The sequence below is a fragment of the Gordonia soli NBRC 108243 genome, from assembly GCF_000334455.1.
GTDB lineage: Bacteria > Actinomycetota > Actinomycetes > Mycobacteriales > Mycobacteriaceae > Gordonia > Gordonia soli.
In genome coordinates this window covers 32,562-48,635 of record NZ_BANX01000032.1, presented here as the reverse complement: position 1 = coordinate 48,635, position 16,074 = coordinate 32,562, and the positions used below count along the sequence as shown (strand labels likewise).

16 protein-coding genes are annotated in these 16,074 nt (G+C 68.3%); 14 read left to right on the top strand and 2 right to left on the bottom strand.

What is annotated here, in order from left to right:
- The first annotated feature begins 388 nt into the window (after positions 1-388).
- The 5 genes from GS4_RS19610 (at position 389) to GS4_RS19590 (ending at position 4,384) form a co-directional block, all read left to right on the top strand.
- Positions 389-1,024: a DUF4178 domain-containing protein gene (locus GS4_RS19610; protein ID WP_007623838.1), complete on the top strand. Its 636-nt coding sequence runs from the start codon at positions 389-391 to the stop codon at positions 1,022-1,024.
- Positions 1,021-1,557: a DUF2617 family protein gene (locus tag GS4_RS19605; RefSeq protein ID WP_007623837.1), complete on the top strand. Its 537-nt coding sequence runs from the start codon at positions 1,021-1,023 to the stop codon at positions 1,555-1,557. The genes GS4_RS19610 and GS4_RS19605 overlap by 4 nt, the downstream gene beginning before the upstream one ends.
- The gene (locus GS4_RS19600; RefSeq protein WP_007623836.1) at positions 1,554-2,216 is read left to right on the top strand and encodes a DUF4247 domain-containing protein; all 663 of its coding nucleotides are present in this window, start codon (positions 1,554-1,556) and stop codon (positions 2,214-2,216) included. The genes GS4_RS19605 and GS4_RS19600 overlap by 4 nt, the downstream gene beginning before the upstream one ends.
- An 88-nt stretch (positions 2,217-2,304) precedes the next feature.
- Positions 2,305-2,730, top strand: coding sequence for a DUF350 domain-containing protein (locus GS4_RS19595; protein WP_007623834.1), 426 nt, complete (start codon positions 2,305-2,307; stop codon positions 2,728-2,730).
- A gap of 79 nt (positions 2,731-2,809) precedes the next feature.
- A complete protein-coding gene (locus tag GS4_RS19590; protein ID WP_040511168.1) occupies positions 2,810-4,384 on the top strand; it encodes a polyamine aminopropyltransferase in 1,575 nt (524 codons plus the stop codon).
- Between the two features lie 57 nt (positions 4,385-4,441).
- On the opposite strand, the gene GS4_RS19585 is transcribed toward GS4_RS19590, so the two are convergent.
- Positions 4,442-5,344: an SDR family NAD(P)-dependent oxidoreductase gene (locus tag GS4_RS19585; protein ID WP_217997698.1), complete on the bottom strand. Its 903-nt coding sequence runs from the start codon at positions 5,342-5,344 to the stop codon at positions 4,442-4,444.
- Between the two features lie 94 nt (positions 5,345-5,438).
- Here GS4_RS19585 and GS4_RS19580 point away from each other — a divergent pair, with 94 nt between their 5' ends.
- From GS4_RS19580 to GS4_RS19550, 7 genes are all read left to right on the top strand, one after another.
- Complete coding sequence (locus tag GS4_RS19580; RefSeq protein WP_007623828.1) at positions 5,439-6,020, top strand: TetR/AcrR family transcriptional regulator; 582 nt, start codon at positions 5,439-5,441, stop codon at positions 6,018-6,020.
- Between the two features lie 36 nt (positions 6,021-6,056).
- The gene (locus tag GS4_RS19575; RefSeq protein ID WP_007623827.1) at positions 6,057-7,304 is read left to right on the top strand and encodes a sensor histidine kinase; all 1,248 of its coding nucleotides are present in this window, start codon (positions 6,057-6,059) and stop codon (positions 7,302-7,304) included.
- A gap of 4 nt (positions 7,305-7,308) precedes the next feature.
- Positions 7,309-8,106, top strand: a complete 798-nt coding sequence (locus GS4_RS19570) for a LytR/AlgR family response regulator transcription factor (RefSeq protein ID WP_007623826.1) — start codon at positions 7,309-7,311, stop codon at positions 8,104-8,106.
- On the top strand, positions 8,103-8,474 hold the full coding sequence (locus GS4_RS19565; RefSeq protein ID WP_007623825.1) for a hypothetical protein: 372 nt from the start codon (positions 8,103-8,105) through the stop codon (positions 8,472-8,474). The genes GS4_RS19570 and GS4_RS19565 overlap by 4 nt, the downstream gene beginning before the upstream one ends.
- Positions 8,475-10,223: a sodium/solute symporter gene (locus tag GS4_RS19560; RefSeq protein WP_007623824.1), complete on the top strand. Its 1,749-nt coding sequence runs from the start codon at positions 8,475-8,477 to the stop codon at positions 10,221-10,223.
- A 190-nt stretch (positions 10,224-10,413) separates the two neighbouring features.
- Positions 10,414-10,770 carry a DUF485 domain-containing protein gene (locus GS4_RS19555; protein ID WP_007623819.1) on the top strand — a complete coding sequence of 119 codons (357 nt, stop codon included), beginning with the start codon at positions 10,414-10,416 and terminating at the stop codon, positions 10,768-10,770.
- A complete protein-coding gene (locus GS4_RS19550) occupies positions 10,767-12,404 on the top strand; it encodes a monocarboxylic acid transporter (RefSeq protein ID WP_007623815.1) in 1,638 nt (545 codons plus the stop codon). The genes GS4_RS19555 and GS4_RS19550 overlap by 4 nt, the downstream gene beginning before the upstream one ends.
- A 506-nt stretch (positions 12,405-12,910) precedes the next feature.
- Here GS4_RS19550 and GS4_RS19545 read toward each other — a convergent pair.
- A complete protein-coding gene (locus GS4_RS19545) occupies positions 12,911-13,345 on the bottom strand; it encodes a MarR family winged helix-turn-helix transcriptional regulator (protein ID WP_007623812.1) in 435 nt (144 codons plus the stop codon).
- A gap of 241 nt (positions 13,346-13,586) precedes the next feature.
- Between GS4_RS19545 and GS4_RS19540 the strand changes: the two genes are divergently transcribed.
- Together GS4_RS19540 and GS4_RS19535 are read left to right on the top strand one after the other, a co-directional pair.
- On the top strand, positions 13,587-15,200 hold the full coding sequence (locus tag GS4_RS19540; protein WP_157226703.1) for an MDR family MFS transporter: 1,614 nt from the start codon (positions 13,587-13,589) through the stop codon (positions 15,198-15,200).
- The gene (locus GS4_RS19535; protein ID WP_007623800.1) at positions 15,197-16,024 is read left to right on the top strand and encodes a universal stress protein; all 828 of its coding nucleotides are present in this window, start codon (positions 15,197-15,199) and stop codon (positions 16,022-16,024) included. Before GS4_RS19540 ends, GS4_RS19535 begins: the two co-directional genes overlap by 4 nt.
- Positions 16,025-16,074: the final 50 nt, after the last annotated feature.

Sequence of the window (16,074 nt, the reverse complement as noted above, 5' to 3'; positions counted from 1 at the left end):
TTTTAGCACTCGACCATGGCGAGTGCAAGGTCGGACGGTCCGGCGCAGAAATCGGCGAGACCGCCGGTCACGACCGTCTCCGCGCCCATGGCCCACGTGCTCCGAATGCTCCGACACCGGATCGGACCGACCACCCCGTCCGGTCCCCGGCGGCAACTCCATCGCGCGCGCCGACCTGGCACAGTTCCTGCTCGACGCGGTGGACGACCCCACACTGATCGGGCAGGTCGTCCGCGTGGCGCGCTGAGCACCGACCGCGTCGTCGCCGGAGGTGGGGACCAACACGCAGCGGTCTGCCGCGTCCGCGCGCACCAAAAGACGCAAATCGGTCATCTGATCGTGGGACACACGACTGTCGCGACGCCCTCGGGACCGATAGGGTCAGCCCGTGGAATTCCTGCTGATCATCGTCGTTGCCCTGCTGGCGATCATCGCGGTGGTGGTGATCTTCAATTTCCTGCAGAACCGCAAGGCGCGGCAGGCCGAGGCGGACGCCCTGCGCAACCGCACCTACCGCCCCGGCGACCCGTTCTCGAGCGCCGACGACGATGCGGTGCGCGGAGATCCCCGCCAACTCAAGCCCAGCGATCTCGTCGAGATCCGCGGAGAGACCTATGCGGTCCGCGGCACCCTGCGACTCAGCCAGGGCGGGTTCATCTGGACCGAGAACTTCCTCGACACCGGCCTGGGCCAGAAGGCCTGGATCTCCGTCGAGGACGACCCCGACCTCGAAGTGGTGCTCTGGCGTGAGCTCAGCGGCGTGACCGTGAGCCCGGGTCCGTCCTCGATCGATCTCGACGGGCGGCGTTACACCTCCGACGAGTCGGGCGGGGCGTCGTTCACGTCGGCGGGCACCACCGGGCTCGCGGCGTCCGGGTCGGTTCGCTACCACGACTATTCGGCCGGTGACGACCGACTCTCCTTCGAGGACTTCGGTTCCGGCTGGGAGGCCGCGCGTGGCGAGGTGCTGTCGCGCGCCGAGTACCGCATCTATCCCTCCAATCCGGCACCGGACGCCCCGTGACCGCGAGCACCCGACTCCGGGTCGCCTACGCCGACACCAGCGCCGACCAGCTGACCTTCTCCCTGAGCACACCGCTGCTGCCCGCGCTCGCCGAACGGGCGTGGCGCACCCAGGGGACGCGCTTGTCCCTGCGGCTGCTGGGGGCCAGTCATCAGGTGGTCGTCGACGATGAACAGACCACGGGCTCGCTGTGCGAGACGGTGGCCTGTCTGCCGGACGAATCCGCAGATCTCCCATCGACCTTCACCTCCAACGCCTTTCGTTTCACCGCCGACGTCGAGCATCCGACCGATCGTGCACTCGAGGCGCTGGTCGCCGACCTCACCAGACGCGCGAGCGAACACCTCGACGCCGGACGTCCGGCCCTGATCGGGCACTTCCCCGGCCGCCCCCTGGCCGTGACCGCCGTCCTGGCCGACGTGGGTCCGGACGAGGTGACCTGGTCGACCTGGCACACCTACCCGCAGACCGGAGAGGTCGTCGTCACCACCAGCAGCCTGCTCCGTGACTCGATCGGAGCGTCGAGCCGATGACCCAGGGACCGCCGTTCGGACCGCCCGGTCCGCCACCGCCCGCGGGTCCGCCGCCAGGGGGTCCCCCGACCGGAGGACCGCCGTTCGGGAATCCGCCACCGGGAGGGCCACCGCCGTCCGGACCACCGCCCGGTCGAGGTCCGGGTGGAGCCGACGACGACCCCGGACGTGGCCTGCGCCGCATCCGCAACATCATCATCGGCGTCATCGCCGCCGTCGCCGTGCTCGCACTCGTCGGCACCTGCAGCGTCAAGGCATTCGGTGGCGGCAACGGGACGAGTGTGCGCAACTACATCAGCTCGAACTACCAGCGGGACACCGGACTCGACGAGGGTGACGTGGACGCGTATGTCGCCGACGGCAGCCCCGCATCGGTGGCCAGCACACTCGCCGGCGTCGAGTCCCCGACCGACCGCCGCAACGGCGACAGTCGACAGGCGGGCAATGTGGCCGGGACGCAGTTCCTGCAGTACCCCGACTATCTGGTCGCCCTGTTCCCCTACGCCGCGAACAAGACCCGCGTCATGCTGAGTCGCGACTACCGATCGGGTTACAACCACTACCACAGCTATGTCGGCGGGTTCTGGGTCCCGACACCGAGCTATTCGGGGTCGGGCAGCGGCTACCGGGGCGGCGGCAGCGGTGGTGGCGGCAAGTGAGCGCCACACCGGGATCGGCCCACACCACACATCGATCGAGCACACCCGACCACCGCCGGCCATCCATCACACCACCGGGAGACACACCGTGATCCGAGACATCTTCGAGAACGCCTATGCGGCAGCCGCCTACAGCATCGTCGGCGTGGTGCTGATGGCCATCTCCTTCGTCGTGCTCGATCTGCTCACCCCGGGCAAACTGCGTGAGGTGCTGTGGGCGCAGCGCAACCGTAACGCCGGAATCCTGGTGGCCTCCAACCTCGTCGGCATCGCGATCATCATCACTGCCGCCATCGTCGCCAGCCAGGGCCGACTCCTCGAGGGGCTGCTCTACACGGTGGTGTACACCGTCATCGGCATCGTGGTCATGGCCATCACCTTCGCCCTCATCGATCTGGCGACCCCGGGCAAGCTGGGTGAGCTGCTGCTGCACCCGGAGTCGCATCCGGCGGTATGGGTCCAGTCGGCCACCCACGTCGGCGTCGCCGTGATCGTCGCATCGGCGATCCTCTGATCGTCCCGTTCCTCCGCACGTGACCGACCCCGACCTGACACCGACCGCCGGTCGGCCGAGCCCGGGCGTCGACACGGGCATCGCCGACAACGGCGCTGCGGCACCGACCGATCCCGACGAGATCGGTCAGTGGCACCGTCTCTCACGCGCGGCGCTGCTCGCCGTCGTCTTCGTCTGCGCCGCCTGTGGGCTCGTCTACGAGCTGGCCCTGGTCTCGCTGGGCTCCTTCCTGATCGGGAACACCGCCACCCAGGCCTCGATCGTGCTGGCTGTGATGGTGTTCGCGATGGGTATCGGTTCACTGGCCGCGAAACCCCTGCAGAACAAGGCGATCCTGTCGTTCGCGCTCATCGAGCTGGCTCTCGCCCTACTGGGCGGGCTGTCGGTGATGGCGCTCTACGCCGCCTTCGCCTATCTCGCGCTGTACACCCAGGCCCTCGTGGTGGTGGCCTTCGTCCTCGGTCTGCTGATCGGCGCCGAGATCCCGCTCCTGATGGTCCTCCTGCAGCGAATTCGTAAGCAGGAGGCCGGCTCCGCGGTCGCCGACATCTTCGCGGCCGACTACATCGGCGCCCTGATCGGCGGCCTATGCTTCCCGTTCCTGCTCCTGCCGCTGTTCGGCCAACTCCGCGGTGCGCTGGTCGTCGGCCTGGTCAACGCGCTGGCCGGCTGCTTCCTGGTCTTTGTCGTGTTCCGCCGATCGCTGACACCGCGACGCCTGGTGGTACTCGGCAGTGTGGCGGTCGGCGTGGTCGCCGTACTGGTCCTGGGCCTGATCTACTCGACCCGCTTCGAGGTGACCACGCGGCAGTCGCTCTTCCGCGATCCGATCGTCGCCGCTGAACGCACCTCGTACCAGGACATCGTGATCACCGAGCGCCGGATCCCCGGGGGTCCCGACACCCGGCTGTTCCTGAACGGCGATCTGCAGTTCTCGTCGATGGACGAGTACCGCTATCACGAAGCGCTGGTGCACCCGGCCATGGCCGGCGAGCACGAGCGGGTACTGATCCTGGGCGGCGGCGACGGCCTCGCCTTGCGCGAGGTGTTGACCTACCGCGACGTGCGGTCGGCGACACTGGTGGAGCTCGACCCGGAGATGATCCGGCTCGCCCGGGAGGACTCCCGGCTGACCCGTCTCAACCGTGGGTCGATGACCGACCCGCGGTCGACGATCATCGCGGCCGATGCGTTCAACTGGTTGCGGACGGCCCGTGAGCGTTACGACGCGATCATCATCGACATGCCCGATCCGGACGAATCCGCCACCGCCAAGCTGTATTCCACCGAGTTCTACGCTTTGGCGGGCGCCCACCTGGCTCCCGGCGGACGGATGGTCGTCCAGTCCGGCTCACCGTATTTCGCACCGCGTTCCTACTGGTGCGTCGACGCGACCGTGCGGTCGGCCGGGCTGCAGACGATGCCGTACCACGTCGACGTGCCGTCATTCGGCGACTGGGGGTTCCTGCTCGCGGCCCCGACTCGGCCCGAGCTCCGGATCACCCCACCCCGCGCTCTGCGATTCCTCTCCGACGCCGAACTCCAGGCGGCCGCGGTGTTCCCCGCCGATCGCCCGCGACTGGAGATGGCACCGTCGACACTGATGGACCCGCGCATCCTGCGCTATGCACAGTCGGAGTGGACCGCCTACTGATTCGATCTCGTAGCTGTGGCCGACGAATCAGAACACCGCGGAATCCGGATGTCGCCGCTAGGGATTCGAGGCGAGGAGGCCACCGAGGAAGTCCCACAGCATCCGCTCGCGGTCGGCATCGTAGGACTCGCCCGACGACGGGATCACCCGCGTGCGGTCGATGTAGGCGCCCGACGGAGCCGGTATCCGACCGAGCGCCACATCGGCGAGCTTGCGCCCCGCGGTCGGGACACTGTCGAAGAACGGGGTGACGGTGATCGCCGGCAACAGCCACCGGTTCGCATAGCGATCTCGACGGCTCGCATCTCTGGCCAACCCGGTGTTCGGGACGAAGGACGGGTTGTACGAGACGATCTCGACGCCGTCGGGGAGACGGCGGGCCCATTCGTGGACGAGATGGATGACGGCGAGTTTGCTCGTCGAATAGGCACGACGCCCCGCGGTGACGGGGTTCGCATCGCCGAAGGCTCCGGTTCGCGCGAGCGCGGCGGGGTCGGTCCAGCGCGGCGCGGGGACGAGACCACCGGTGTGCCGGAGGTCGCCGAAATGGGTGTCGCTCGCGGTGATCACCAGCCGCGCGGGCGCCGTGACCGCCGGCACGAGCGCACCGAGCAGAACGTGGTTGGCGATGACGTTGACGGCGAATGTGGTCTCGAGACCGTCGACGGTCTCGTGCCGGTCGTCGGCGAACTGCAGACCGGCGTTGCCGAGGAAGCCGCGCAGCGGAGGCAGGTCACCGGCCGACACACGGTCCACCACGGTTTCGGCGGCGGCGCGGGTGTCGTCGAGAGATGCGAGATCGACGTCCACCGTCATGAGGCGACGAGCGAAACGGGTGAGTGACGTCGCGAGCGTGGAGTTGCCCTCGGCCCGACCGAGAACCACGAGGTGGAGATTCGGATCGCCGGCCAGAAGCTTCTCGGCCGCGTATCGCCCGATGCCGCGGCTCGCGCCCGTCATCACCGTTGTGTACATGGTCGCCCTCGCATCCAGTTGACGTTGTCAACAAACTGTGCGCGCTTCAGTTGACTATGTCAACTGATAGATTCATTTGATGGCGACACGGGTGGAGAGCGCGGCCCGCACCCGCCGCGCGCTGCTGGACGCGGCGTCGGAGCTCCTCGATGCGGGCGGTCCCGATGCGGTTACCCTCCGCGAGGTCGGCAATCGTGCGGGAGTGTCGCGCACCGCCCCGTACCGCCATTTCGCCGACAAGGAAGCACTCTTGATGGCGCTGGCCGCGCAGGCGTGGACCGTCGTCGCGGATTCGCTCGCCGCGATCGCCGGTGCCGACGTCGAGCCCAGGGCCGCCTTGCGATCGGCCCTCGAGGCGCTCTCCGACCTCGGCCGGACGCGACCACACCTGTACCGCTTGATGTTCGCCCAGCCGGCCGCGGACGCCATTCCTGCACCGGTCGACGAGGCCGCGGGTCGCGCCCAGAACGTCTTCCTCGAGCTGGTCGCCGCCGGCACCGACGTAGACGATCCGCGCCCCTACGCGGGCATCCTCACCGCCGCTGCGCACGGCCTCACCGACCTCGACCTCAGCGGACACCTGCCGGTCGAGAAGTGGCACGCCGACCGACACCGGCTCATCGAGCTGCTGATCGAATTGCTCCCGTCCGGGCGTGCCTGACCACGTCCCGCACCGACCCCCGAGGAGGATGATCTCGTGACCTCCCTGTCGGTACCCGTCGCCGTGGCCCTGGTCCTGGTCGCGGTCGTCGTCGTCGCGGGCGTGGTCGTCCTGATCCGGACCCGACGCGTGGTCGCGACCCCGACCGAGCGCGCGGTGCACTCGGCTCTGCACACCGCGTCGCAGGCGGCACGGTCACTGCGACAAGGACTGTCGGCAGAGTCGGCCCGCGATGCGCTGCCGCATCTGCGCGCCCTGACCGCGGCGGAGGGAGTCGCGCTGTACGACGCCGACGCAGGACTGCTGGCAGTCGATCCCGCCGACGACGCACTCTGGGACCCCGACCTGACCGCCGCCGCGGCCGCGGCCGCCGACCAGGCTGACGCCAACCGTCGGCGGGTGCTGGTGTCCGACCCGTGCGGCGCCGAGTCACCAGCCCGTGCGATCGTCGCGCAACCGCTCATCGCCGACGAGACGGCGGTCGGCGTGCTGGTCGTGGCGACCACTCAGCGCCCGGGGCCCGGCATGCTCGCCGCGGTCGCCGAGGTCGCGCGCTATGCATCCGGTCAACTGGAGCTCGCCGACCTCGACGCGTCACGCGCCCGTCTGGATCGCGCCGAGGTCGTCGCACTCCGCGCCCAGATCAGCCCGCATTTCATCTACAACGCGCTCAACACCATCGCCTCCTTCGTCCGGACCGATCCCGATCGCGCTCGAGAGCTGATCCTCGACTTCGCCGACTTCACCCGCTACTCCTTCCGCGCCGCGGGCGACTACACGCTGCTCGCCGACGAACTCCGCAACATCGACCGCTACCTGACCCTCGAGCGTGCGCGATTCGGCAGCGCGCTCGAGGTCCGTCTGCACGTCGCACCCGAGGTCCTCAACGTCGTGCTGCCCTTCCTCGCGCTGCAACCGTTGGTGGAGAACGCCGTTCGGCACGGACTCGCCGGCAAGGGCGGAGGCACCATCACCATCACCGCGGCCGACGAGGGCGCCGACTGCGTCATCACCGTCGAGGACGACGGAGTCGGGATGGACCCGGAGATCCTGCGCACAGGTGACCTGGAGGCGTTGACCGAAGCCGGCGGGCAGTCGACGCGACCGGAGTCCGAGGGCGCACAGATCGGCCTCTCCAATGTGGACCATCGGCTGCGAGCCGCATTCGGCAACGATTACGGTCTAGTGGTCGAGACCGCGGTCGGCGCGGGCACGAAGATCGGCATGCGGGTGCCGAAGTTCCGCGCGGGCATCAGCGCCCGGCACGAGAGACTCCAGAGGTGAGGCGATGGGCGGACTGACCGTCTTGGCCGTCGATGACGAGCGTCCAGCACTCGACGAGGTCTCCTATCTCCTCTCCCGCCGTCCCGAGATCGCCGAGGTCGTCGCGGCCACCGACGCGACATCGGCCCTGCGGGAGCTGAACGACCGTGCGATCGACGCGATCTTCCTCGACATCAACATGCCCGGGCTCTCCGGACTGGAGTTGGCCGAGGTACTCCGCCGCTACAGCGCACCACCGGCCATCGTGTTCGTGACCGCGCACGACGACCGGGCAGTGGACGCATTCGAGGTCGGCGCCGTCGACTACCTGCTGAAGCCGTTACGCGAGGATCGTCTGGCCGAGGCGGTCGGACGGGTGGTGGCGGCCCGTGAGTCCACCCAGGCCGCTGCCACCACCGCTGCGGACGATGCGTTCGCCGACGATGTGATCCCGGTCGAGCTCAGCGGCGTCACCTCGCTGATCCGACGCGACTCGATCGTCTGGGTCGAGGCCGTCGGCGACTACGCCCGGCTCCACAGCGAGAGCGGCGCCCATCTGGTCAGAATCCCGCTCACGACGCTCGAGAACCGTTGGCGGGACCACGGATTCCATCGTGTGCACCGGTCGTACCTAGTGGCACTGGGCATGGTCTCCGGACTGCGGACGTCGGGGGCGGCCACCGTGGTGGGCATGCGCGCCCACGGCCACACCCACGCCGTGGAACTCCCGGTGAGCCGCCGCCAGGTACGGGAGCTGAAAGACCGACTCGTACGCGACCCGTTGCGCAGCTACGGAAAGCAGAGCCGCTCGGGGTCGGCGTGAGTGAGCAGCCCGCGGCCCGCGAACGCGTCGTGCTCTCACAGCGGCGCGGTGCACGGATGGTCCGGACGCGGGTGGAGGTGCAGGAGCAGACGGAGGTCGGCGACGCCCTGGTGCGCGGCTTGGTGCGGGCACAACTCGGCCTGGCGCTCCGCCTCAGCCTGGGCGTCATCGCGGTGATCGTCGCGATCCCCCTCGTCGGCTTGCTGTTCCCCGGCCTGGCGACCGCGACGGTACTGGGCATCCGCGCCAACTGGATCGTGCTCGGCGTCGCCCTGTACCCGCTGCTGTATGTCGCAGCACGCATCTACGTGCGCTTCTCCGAGCAGGCCGAACGTGACTTCATGGGCGTCGTCGACGATGACTCCTGAGTGCCGGTGAACTCCGGGATCGATCCGGCCACCGCGGCCGCGCTGGCGATCGCAGCCGTCGCGACCGTGGCGGTCGGCGCCTACGGCGGCCGGCTCTCGCGGACCACCTCCGACTTCCTGGTCGCCTCGAGATCGGTCGGATCACGCTGGAACGCCGCAGCCATCTCGGGTGAATATCTCTCCGCGGCATCGTTTCTCGGAGTGGCCGGGCTGGTCGCGAAATACGGGGCCGACGCGCTCTGGTACCCGGTGGGCTTCACCGCCGGCTATCTCGGCCTGTTGCTGTTCGTCGCGGCCCCACTCCGACGTTCCGGCGCGTACACGGTGCCCGACTTCGCCGAGTTCCGGCTCGGCTCCCGTGCCGCCCGCACCACTGCGATGCTGGTGGTGGTCGTCGTCTGCGTGCTCTACCTCATCCCCCAGTTCCAGGGTGCCGGCCTGACCCTGAACATCCTTCTGGGCGCGCCGGTCTGGGTCGGCGTCGTCGCGGTGGGCGTCATCGTCATCGTGAACGTGGTCGGCGGTGGCATGCGGTCGATCACGTTCGTGCAGGCCTTCCAGTACTGGCTCAAGCTCACCGCGATCGCCGTTCCCGCGCTCGTGCTCCTCGGCGTCTTCGCCGGCGACCGTTCCGATCTCGGCGCGCCCGCTCCGCCTCGGGTCAATCAGGAGACCACCGTCGACATCACCACCGACGTCGTCGTCGCGGTCACCGACCCGCAGGGTGTGACGGTGACCGGCTCGGTCGACGGACGCGACGTCCGGGATCAGCCCGTGCCGGGTGCCGGCCGACACACACTCGCCGCCGGATCGGTCCTGCACCTGCAGTCGGGGGCAGCCACCCCGGTGATCGCCGGGGCACCGAGCACCGGTGCCGACTGGATCGAATCCGGCCGCGGACTGGGCGGCGATCACCCTCTGTACCAGGTGCTCTCACTGATCGTGGCCACCTTCCTCGGCACGATGGGGCTGCCCCACGTGCTGGTGCGCTTCTACACCAACCCCGACGGTCGATCGGCTCGTCGCACCGCGCTCGCGGTGATCGCCCTACTGTCGCTGTTCTACCTCTTCCCCACCCTGCTCGGCGTCTTCGCGCGTCTCTACGTCCCCGAACTCCTCATCACCGGCACAGCCGATGCCGCGGTGTTGCTGGTCCCGGCCGCGGCCGTCGGCGGCATTCCCGGCCAACTGCTCGCCGCGCTCGTCGCGGCCGGCGCCATCGCGGCGTTCCTCGCGACCTCCTCCGGTCTGCTGGTGAGCGTGGCCGGCGCGCTCTCCACCGACGTGCTGCGCGGGCGGGTCCGCGACTTCCGCATCGCCGCACTCATCGGCGGCCTGTTGCCGATCGGTCTCGCGCTCGCCGCCACCTCCCTGGAACTCTCGCGCACCGTCGGCCTCGTGTTCGCGGTCGCGGCCTCCACGCTGTGCCCCCTGCTGGTGCTGGGCATCTGGTGGCGAGGACTCACCGCGGCCGGCACCATCGCGGGCCTGGCTGTCGGCGGCTTCTCGTCGGGGATGGCCACCAGCCTGGCCATCGCCGGCGTGGTCGACGACGACGCGCTGGGTGGATGGGCGGCGGTCCTGGTCGGGTATCCGGCGGCGATCACGGTGCCCCTCGCGTTCGCGACGATGGTCGGCGTCAGCCTGCTGACGCGAGGTCGTCGGCCGGCCGACGTCGCACGGATCTTCGCGCGGATGCACGTGCCGGAGCGCCTGGGCATGGGCGTCGAACGACTCCCCGACGCCTGACCGAGAAGACCGTTCGTCGGCGCTCACCGACCGTCCACCGCATGTTCGTCGGACCTCATCGTGTGACCCAGGCCACGCCGTTGTGTGTGATCCGCGCCTCAGTGACGATTTCTCCAGCGGACCGTCACAGATGTCGTGTGTCCGGACCATCCGACGACCAGAGCCCACCATCGGCGAACAGGAGAACCCAGTGTCCACCGTCGAGCATCCGCCCGGAGCTCCACACACGCCCACCGGCGCGGAGTTCATCGAGGCGCAGCAGAGCCCCCAGTTCCAAGACCTGAAGCGCACCCTCCGTCGCTTCGTGTTCCCGATGACCGCCTTCTTCCTGATCTGGTACGCGGTCTACGTGCTGCTCGGCGCGTTCGCGCACGACTTCATGGCGATCTCGGTGTGGGGCAACATCAACGTCGGCATCATCCTCGGCCTGCTGCAGTTCGTCACCACCTTCCTCATCACCGGCCTCTACGTACGGTTCGCCAACCGCGACCTCGACCCCAAGTCCGAGGCCATCCGCAACGAACTCGAAAGTGAGGTCCGGCCGTGAACGACCAGTCCGTGACCGTCCTCGCCGCAGCCGTCGGCAACCCGGCCGCCAACATCGCGATCTTCGGCGCCTTCGTGCTGATCACGCTGTTCGTGGTGATCCGTGCGAGCCGCAACAACTCGACCGCCGCCGACTTCTTCACCGGTGGGCGAGCCTTCTCCGGGCCGCAGAACGGCGTCGCCATCGCCGGCGACTATCTCTCGGCCGCAAGCTTTCTCGGAATCGCAGGCGCCATCGCCGTCTACGGCTACGACGGCTTCCTCTACTCCATCGGCTTCCTGGTGGCGTGGCTCGTCGCCCTCCTGCTGGTCGCCGAACTGCTCCGCAACACCGGCAAGTTCACGATGGCCGACGTGCTGAGCTTCCGACTCAAGCAGCGTCCCGTCCGGATGGCGGCGGCGTTGTCGACGCTCACCGTCTCGTTCTTCTATCTGCTGGCCCAGATGGCCGGTGCCGGCGGACTCGTCGCGCTGCTGCTCAATGTCGAGAGCAAGCTCGGACAGTCGTTGGTGATCGGCGTGGTCGGCATCCTGATGATCGTCTACGTGCTCGTCGGCGGCATGAAAGGCACCACCTGGGTGCAGATCATCAAGGCCGTCCTGCTGATCGCCGGAGCCGCGTTCATGACAGTGATGGTGTTGAGCAAGTTCGGATTCAACTTCTCCGAGATCCTCGGGTCGGCGCAGACCGCGATCGGCGGCTCGACCGACGAAGCCGTCGCCGCCCGTGACGTCCTGGCGCCGGGTGCCCAGTACGGTGGGTCGCTCGAGTCGAAGATCAACTTCATCTCGCTCGGCATCGCACTGGTCCTCGGCACCGCGGGCCTGCCGCACGTGCTGATGCGCTTCTACACCGTCCCGACCGCGAAAGAGGCTCGGCGCTCAGTGGTCTGGGCGATCGCACTGATCGGCGCCTTCTACCTGTTCACCCTCGTCCTGGGATACGGCGCGGCGGCGATCGTCGGGCCGGACCGGATTCTGGACGCGGCCGGCGGACAGAACGCAGCGGCCCCGCTACTCGCCTTCGAGTTGGGCGGTGTGGTCCTACTCGGCATCATCTCGGCGGTCGCCTTCGCGACCATCCTCGCCGTGGTCGCCGGTCTGACCATCACCGCGTCGGCGTCCTTCGCCCACGACATCTACGCGAACGTGCTGAAGAACAACAAGGTGACCGAGAGTCAGCAGGTCCGGGTCTCGCGGATCACCGCAGTGGTGCTGGGCATCGTCGCCATCGCCGGCGGCATCCTGGCCAACGGTCAGAACGTGGCCTTCTTGGTCGCATTGGCCTTCGCGGTCGCCGCGGCGGCGAACCTGCCGACCATCGTCTACTCGCTGTATTGGAAGCGGTTCAACACCCGCGGTGCACTGTGGAGCATCTACGGCGGCCTGATCTCGACCATCGTGCTCATCGTCTTCTCACCCGCGGTGTCGGGATCGAAGACCTCGATGATCCCCGATGCCGACTTCGCCTGGTTCCCGCTGGCCAACCCCGGCATCGTGTCCATCCCGCTCGCCTTCATCCTGGGCATCGTCGGGACGCTGACCACGAAGGACGCCAGCGATCCGGAGAAGGCCGCCGAGATGGAGGTCCGCTCGCTGACCGGTGTCGGCGCCGAGAAGGCGGTCGTGCACTAGGGCTGATGCGGGTCTTTTCTTCCGGTTGATCGTTCACCACCGACGTCGAGGTTCTCGGCGTCGGTGGTGTTCTGTTGTCGGGGGGTGGGTCGTCGCCGGGCTCACCCAAGGCGGCATGACCAGAAACTGCCGTCCAGCGGGACACCGCGTGGATAGTGCACGCGCCGCACCGGTGGGCGGCAGATTGTGGTCATCAGCCGGCAGCCAAGCACCGGGGACCCCGAACCCGACTGAACCTCCACCACCAGCGCCACCCCGACCAAAAACTGCCCTCCAGCGGGCAGTCGCGTGGATAGTGCACGCGCCGCACCGGTGGGCAGCAGATTGTGGTCACCAATCGGGCGTGCCAAGCACCGGGGACCCCGAACCCGACTGAACCTCCACCACCAGCGCCACCCCGACCAAAAACTGCCCTCCAGCGAGGAGCCATGTGGATATTCCACACGCCCACCCGCTCCACGGCAGATTCTGGCCACCAGCCGGCAGCGCGATGTCCGAGACGAGCCCTACCCCGAATCCTCCGCCAACCGACCCAGGAGCTCGGTCAGCCGACGCACGTCGGTGGGCTCCCACCGCGACAGTCGATCCCGCCAGTCCGCGATCGCCGACACCGAGACCTTGTCCAACCGTCGACGCCCCTTGGCGGTCAACGACACCAGTCGGACGCGCGCATCGTCGGGGTCGGGCTGCCGCTCGACCAATCCGAGCCGCACCACCGAATCGATCTGCCGCGTCAGCGTCGACTTCTCGATCCCCAACTCGGCGATGATCGCCGACATCGGGACCTGACCGCGCTGCATCAGGACCATCAGCAGCGGGTAGCACGCCGGATCGAGTCGCGGGTCGATGGCCTGCGCCCGTTCACGCGTGCGAATCCGACCGCGCCGCCACATGTCGACCAACGCTTCCTCGAGGTCGGCGATCGGGTCGTCGGAGCCCATGGCGCGATCCTCTCGTGTCGATGACGCGCGGACGTCCGATCCGCTCGCCGTAGGTTACCGAGCCCACGGGGCTCGTCCCGCCGCTGGTCGGGTCCGGGAATAAGTCAGATTAGTTGATAGTTGCAACCTTCATGCCTATGGTTGCATCTTGCAACTACTGGCGTCCCGACTCCGAGGAGGTCCCATGAGCGCACACGAGGCGCAGCCGGTCGCGCGATCGGCACCCGACACGGATGTCGCGATGACGCACCAGCAGAAGATCGAGGCCCTCGTCGGCCTGCTGCTGGGGATGTTCGTCGCGTTCCTGTCGTCGACCATCGTCAGCAACGCCCTGCCGACGATCATCACCGATCTACACGGCACCCAGGACCAGTACACCTGGGTCATCACCGCGACCCTGCTCGCCTCCACGGCGACCACCCCGATCTGGGGCAAGTTCTCCGACCTGGTCAGCAAGAAGCTGCTGGTGCAGATGTCGCTGTTCCTGTTCACGCTCGGGTCCGTCCTCGCCGGCTTCTCCCAATCGGTGGGGATGCTGATCGGGTTCCGCGTCATCCAGGGCCTGGGCCTCGGCGGACTGCAGGCGTTGGTCGTCATCGTCATCGCCACGATGTTCAGTCCGCGCGAACGCGGTCGCTACCAGGGCCCCATCGCTGCCGTCATGTCGGTAGCGACGGTCGCGGGCCCGCTGATCGGTGGCGTCATCGTCGACACCAGCTGGCTCGGCTGGCGCTGGACCTTCTACGTCTGCGTCCCGCTCGCCATCGTCGCGCTCGCCGTCATCCAACGGACGCTGAACATCCCGGTCGTCCGCCGCGAGGTCACCATCGACTACGCGGGCGCGCTGCTCATCGCGTCCGGTGTCAGCACACTGCTCATCTGGGTCACGCTGGCGGGCAAGAGCTTCGACTGGGCGTCGAGTATCTCCTACGGTCTCGTCGCACTCGGTGTGGTCTTGCTCGGGGCCGCACTGTGGGTCGAGTCACGCGCGAAGGATCCGATCATCCCGCTACGACTCTTCCGAGATCGCACCACCGCGTTGGCGACCATCGCCAGCATCGCCGTCGGTGTCGCCCTGTTCGGTGGCGCGGTGTTCCTCGGTCAGTACTTCCAGATCGCTCGCGGCTACTCTCCCACCGCTGCAGGACTTCTGACGCTGCCGATGATCATCGGGTCGATGCTGTCGGCGACGGTGTCGGGTCAACTCATCACCCGGTTCGGTCGATGGAAGGCATTCCTGGTGGTCGGCGCGTCGCTGATGACCGTCGGTTTCGGGTTGCTCTCGACCATCGACGCGCACACCGACATGGTGCTGCTCGGCGTGTATCTCTTCATCCTCGGCACCGGTATGGGCATGACGATGCAGAACCTGGTCCTCGCCGTGCAGAACAATGTCGGTCCCGAGAATCTGGGCGCGGCGACCTCCACCGTCACCTTCTTCCGCTCCCTCGGTGGCGCCGCGGGCGTCTCGGTACTCGGTGCGGTGCTGTCCAACCACGTCACGGATCTCATCGCCAAGGGACTCGGCGCACTCGGCATCGGTTCGGGTCAGACCGGCGGTGCAACAGCAGGTCTCGCGAACCTCAACGAGCTTCCGGCCCCGATCGCCGACATCGTGCGAGGCGCCTACGGCGACGGGACGGCGCGGATCTTCTTGGTCGCCGCCGCGATGGCCGCACTCAGCCTGGTCGCCGTGCTCTTCATCAAGGAGGTCGCACTCAAGACCCTCAGCGGCGATGAACAGCGTCGCGCAGCGGTCGATCCCGCTCCGATCGAGGCCGACCTCCCGGCGACGGCGACCGTGGCGCCGGCCACCGGAACCGAGGAGACCTACGTGGGGGCGCACCGGCGATGAGCACCATCGCGGTCGGCGTCGACGCCAGCATCGAGTCGGAAGCTGCCGCTCGATGGGCGGCGGCGGTCGCCGACCGCGGTGGTCACCGTGTCGTGCTCGTGCACGGCTACGCCCCACCGATGATGATCGCGACCCTCGCGGAGTACGACGTGGACTCGGCACGGGCCGCGGCCCATGATCGGGTGGCGGCGGTGGCCGATGCCCTCCATGTCGATCATCCGTCCCTCGACATCACCACCATCGTCGAACATCTGACCGCGATCCCGTTGCTCACCAACGTCTCCGAGCATGCGGATGTTCTCGTTCTCGGTCATCACCGGGCCGGCTGGTTCGAGCGTCTGACCGCCGGGAGCATCAGCTCCGCGTTGTCGGCGCGTTCCCGATGCCCCGTGGTCACCGTCCCGTACGGCAACCTCGTCGAACACGGTCCGGTGGTCGCCGCGGTCGATGTCGAGGCACCGTCGGAGCACGCCATCACCGCTGCCTTCGACCGGGCCCGCGACGCCGACGGTCGGATCACCATCCTCTGCGCCATCCCCGACGACCTCGCAGCCGACGAGATCGCCGAGGTCTACCGTCGGGCCGACGCGCTGCTCGACACCTGGCGGGAGTTGTATCCCGACTGCACGGTGACCCTCCAGCTCGTCAACGGGAACCCGCATCGCGCACTGGCCGAGGCGGTTCCGCAGGCCGCGCTCCTGGTGATCACCCGACCACGGGGCGGCGCGGGCATGACCGCGTGGACGACCTCGGTCGCCCGCGCGGTCCACCATTCGGCTCGATGCCCGATCGCCATCGTCGACCACGCCGCCGAGTCGGCCTGATCTCCTCACCCATCTCGTTCTCGCTCACCCGACTGGATGAGCAGAAACTA

Coding starts and splice junctions, on each gene's coding strand:
- GS4_RS19585 (WP_217997698.1), bottom strand. CDS start 5,344: ATGACGGGCGCGAGCCGCGGCATCGGGCGATACGCGGCCGAGAAGCTT.
- GS4_RS19540 (WP_157226703.1), top strand. CDS start 13,587: ATGACGCACCAGCAGAAGATCGAGGCCCTCGTCGGCCTGCTGCTGGGG.
- GS4_RS19570 (WP_007623826.1), top strand. CDS start 7,309: ATGGGCGGACTGACCGTCTTGGCCGTCGATGACGAGCGTCCAGCACTC.
- GS4_RS19580 (WP_007623828.1), top strand. CDS start 5,439: ATGGCGACACGGGTGGAGAGCGCGGCCCGCACCCGCCGCGCGCTGCTG.
- GS4_RS19600 (WP_007623836.1), top strand. CDS start 1,554: ATGACCCAGGGACCGCCGTTCGGACCGCCCGGTCCGCCACCGCCCGCG.
- GS4_RS19535 (WP_007623800.1), top strand. CDS start 15,197: ATGAGCACCATCGCGGTCGGCGTCGACGCCAGCATCGAGTCGGAAGCT.
- GS4_RS19545 (WP_007623812.1), bottom strand. CDS start 13,345: ATGGGCTCCGACGACCCGATCGCCGACCTCGAGGAAGCGTTGGTCGAC.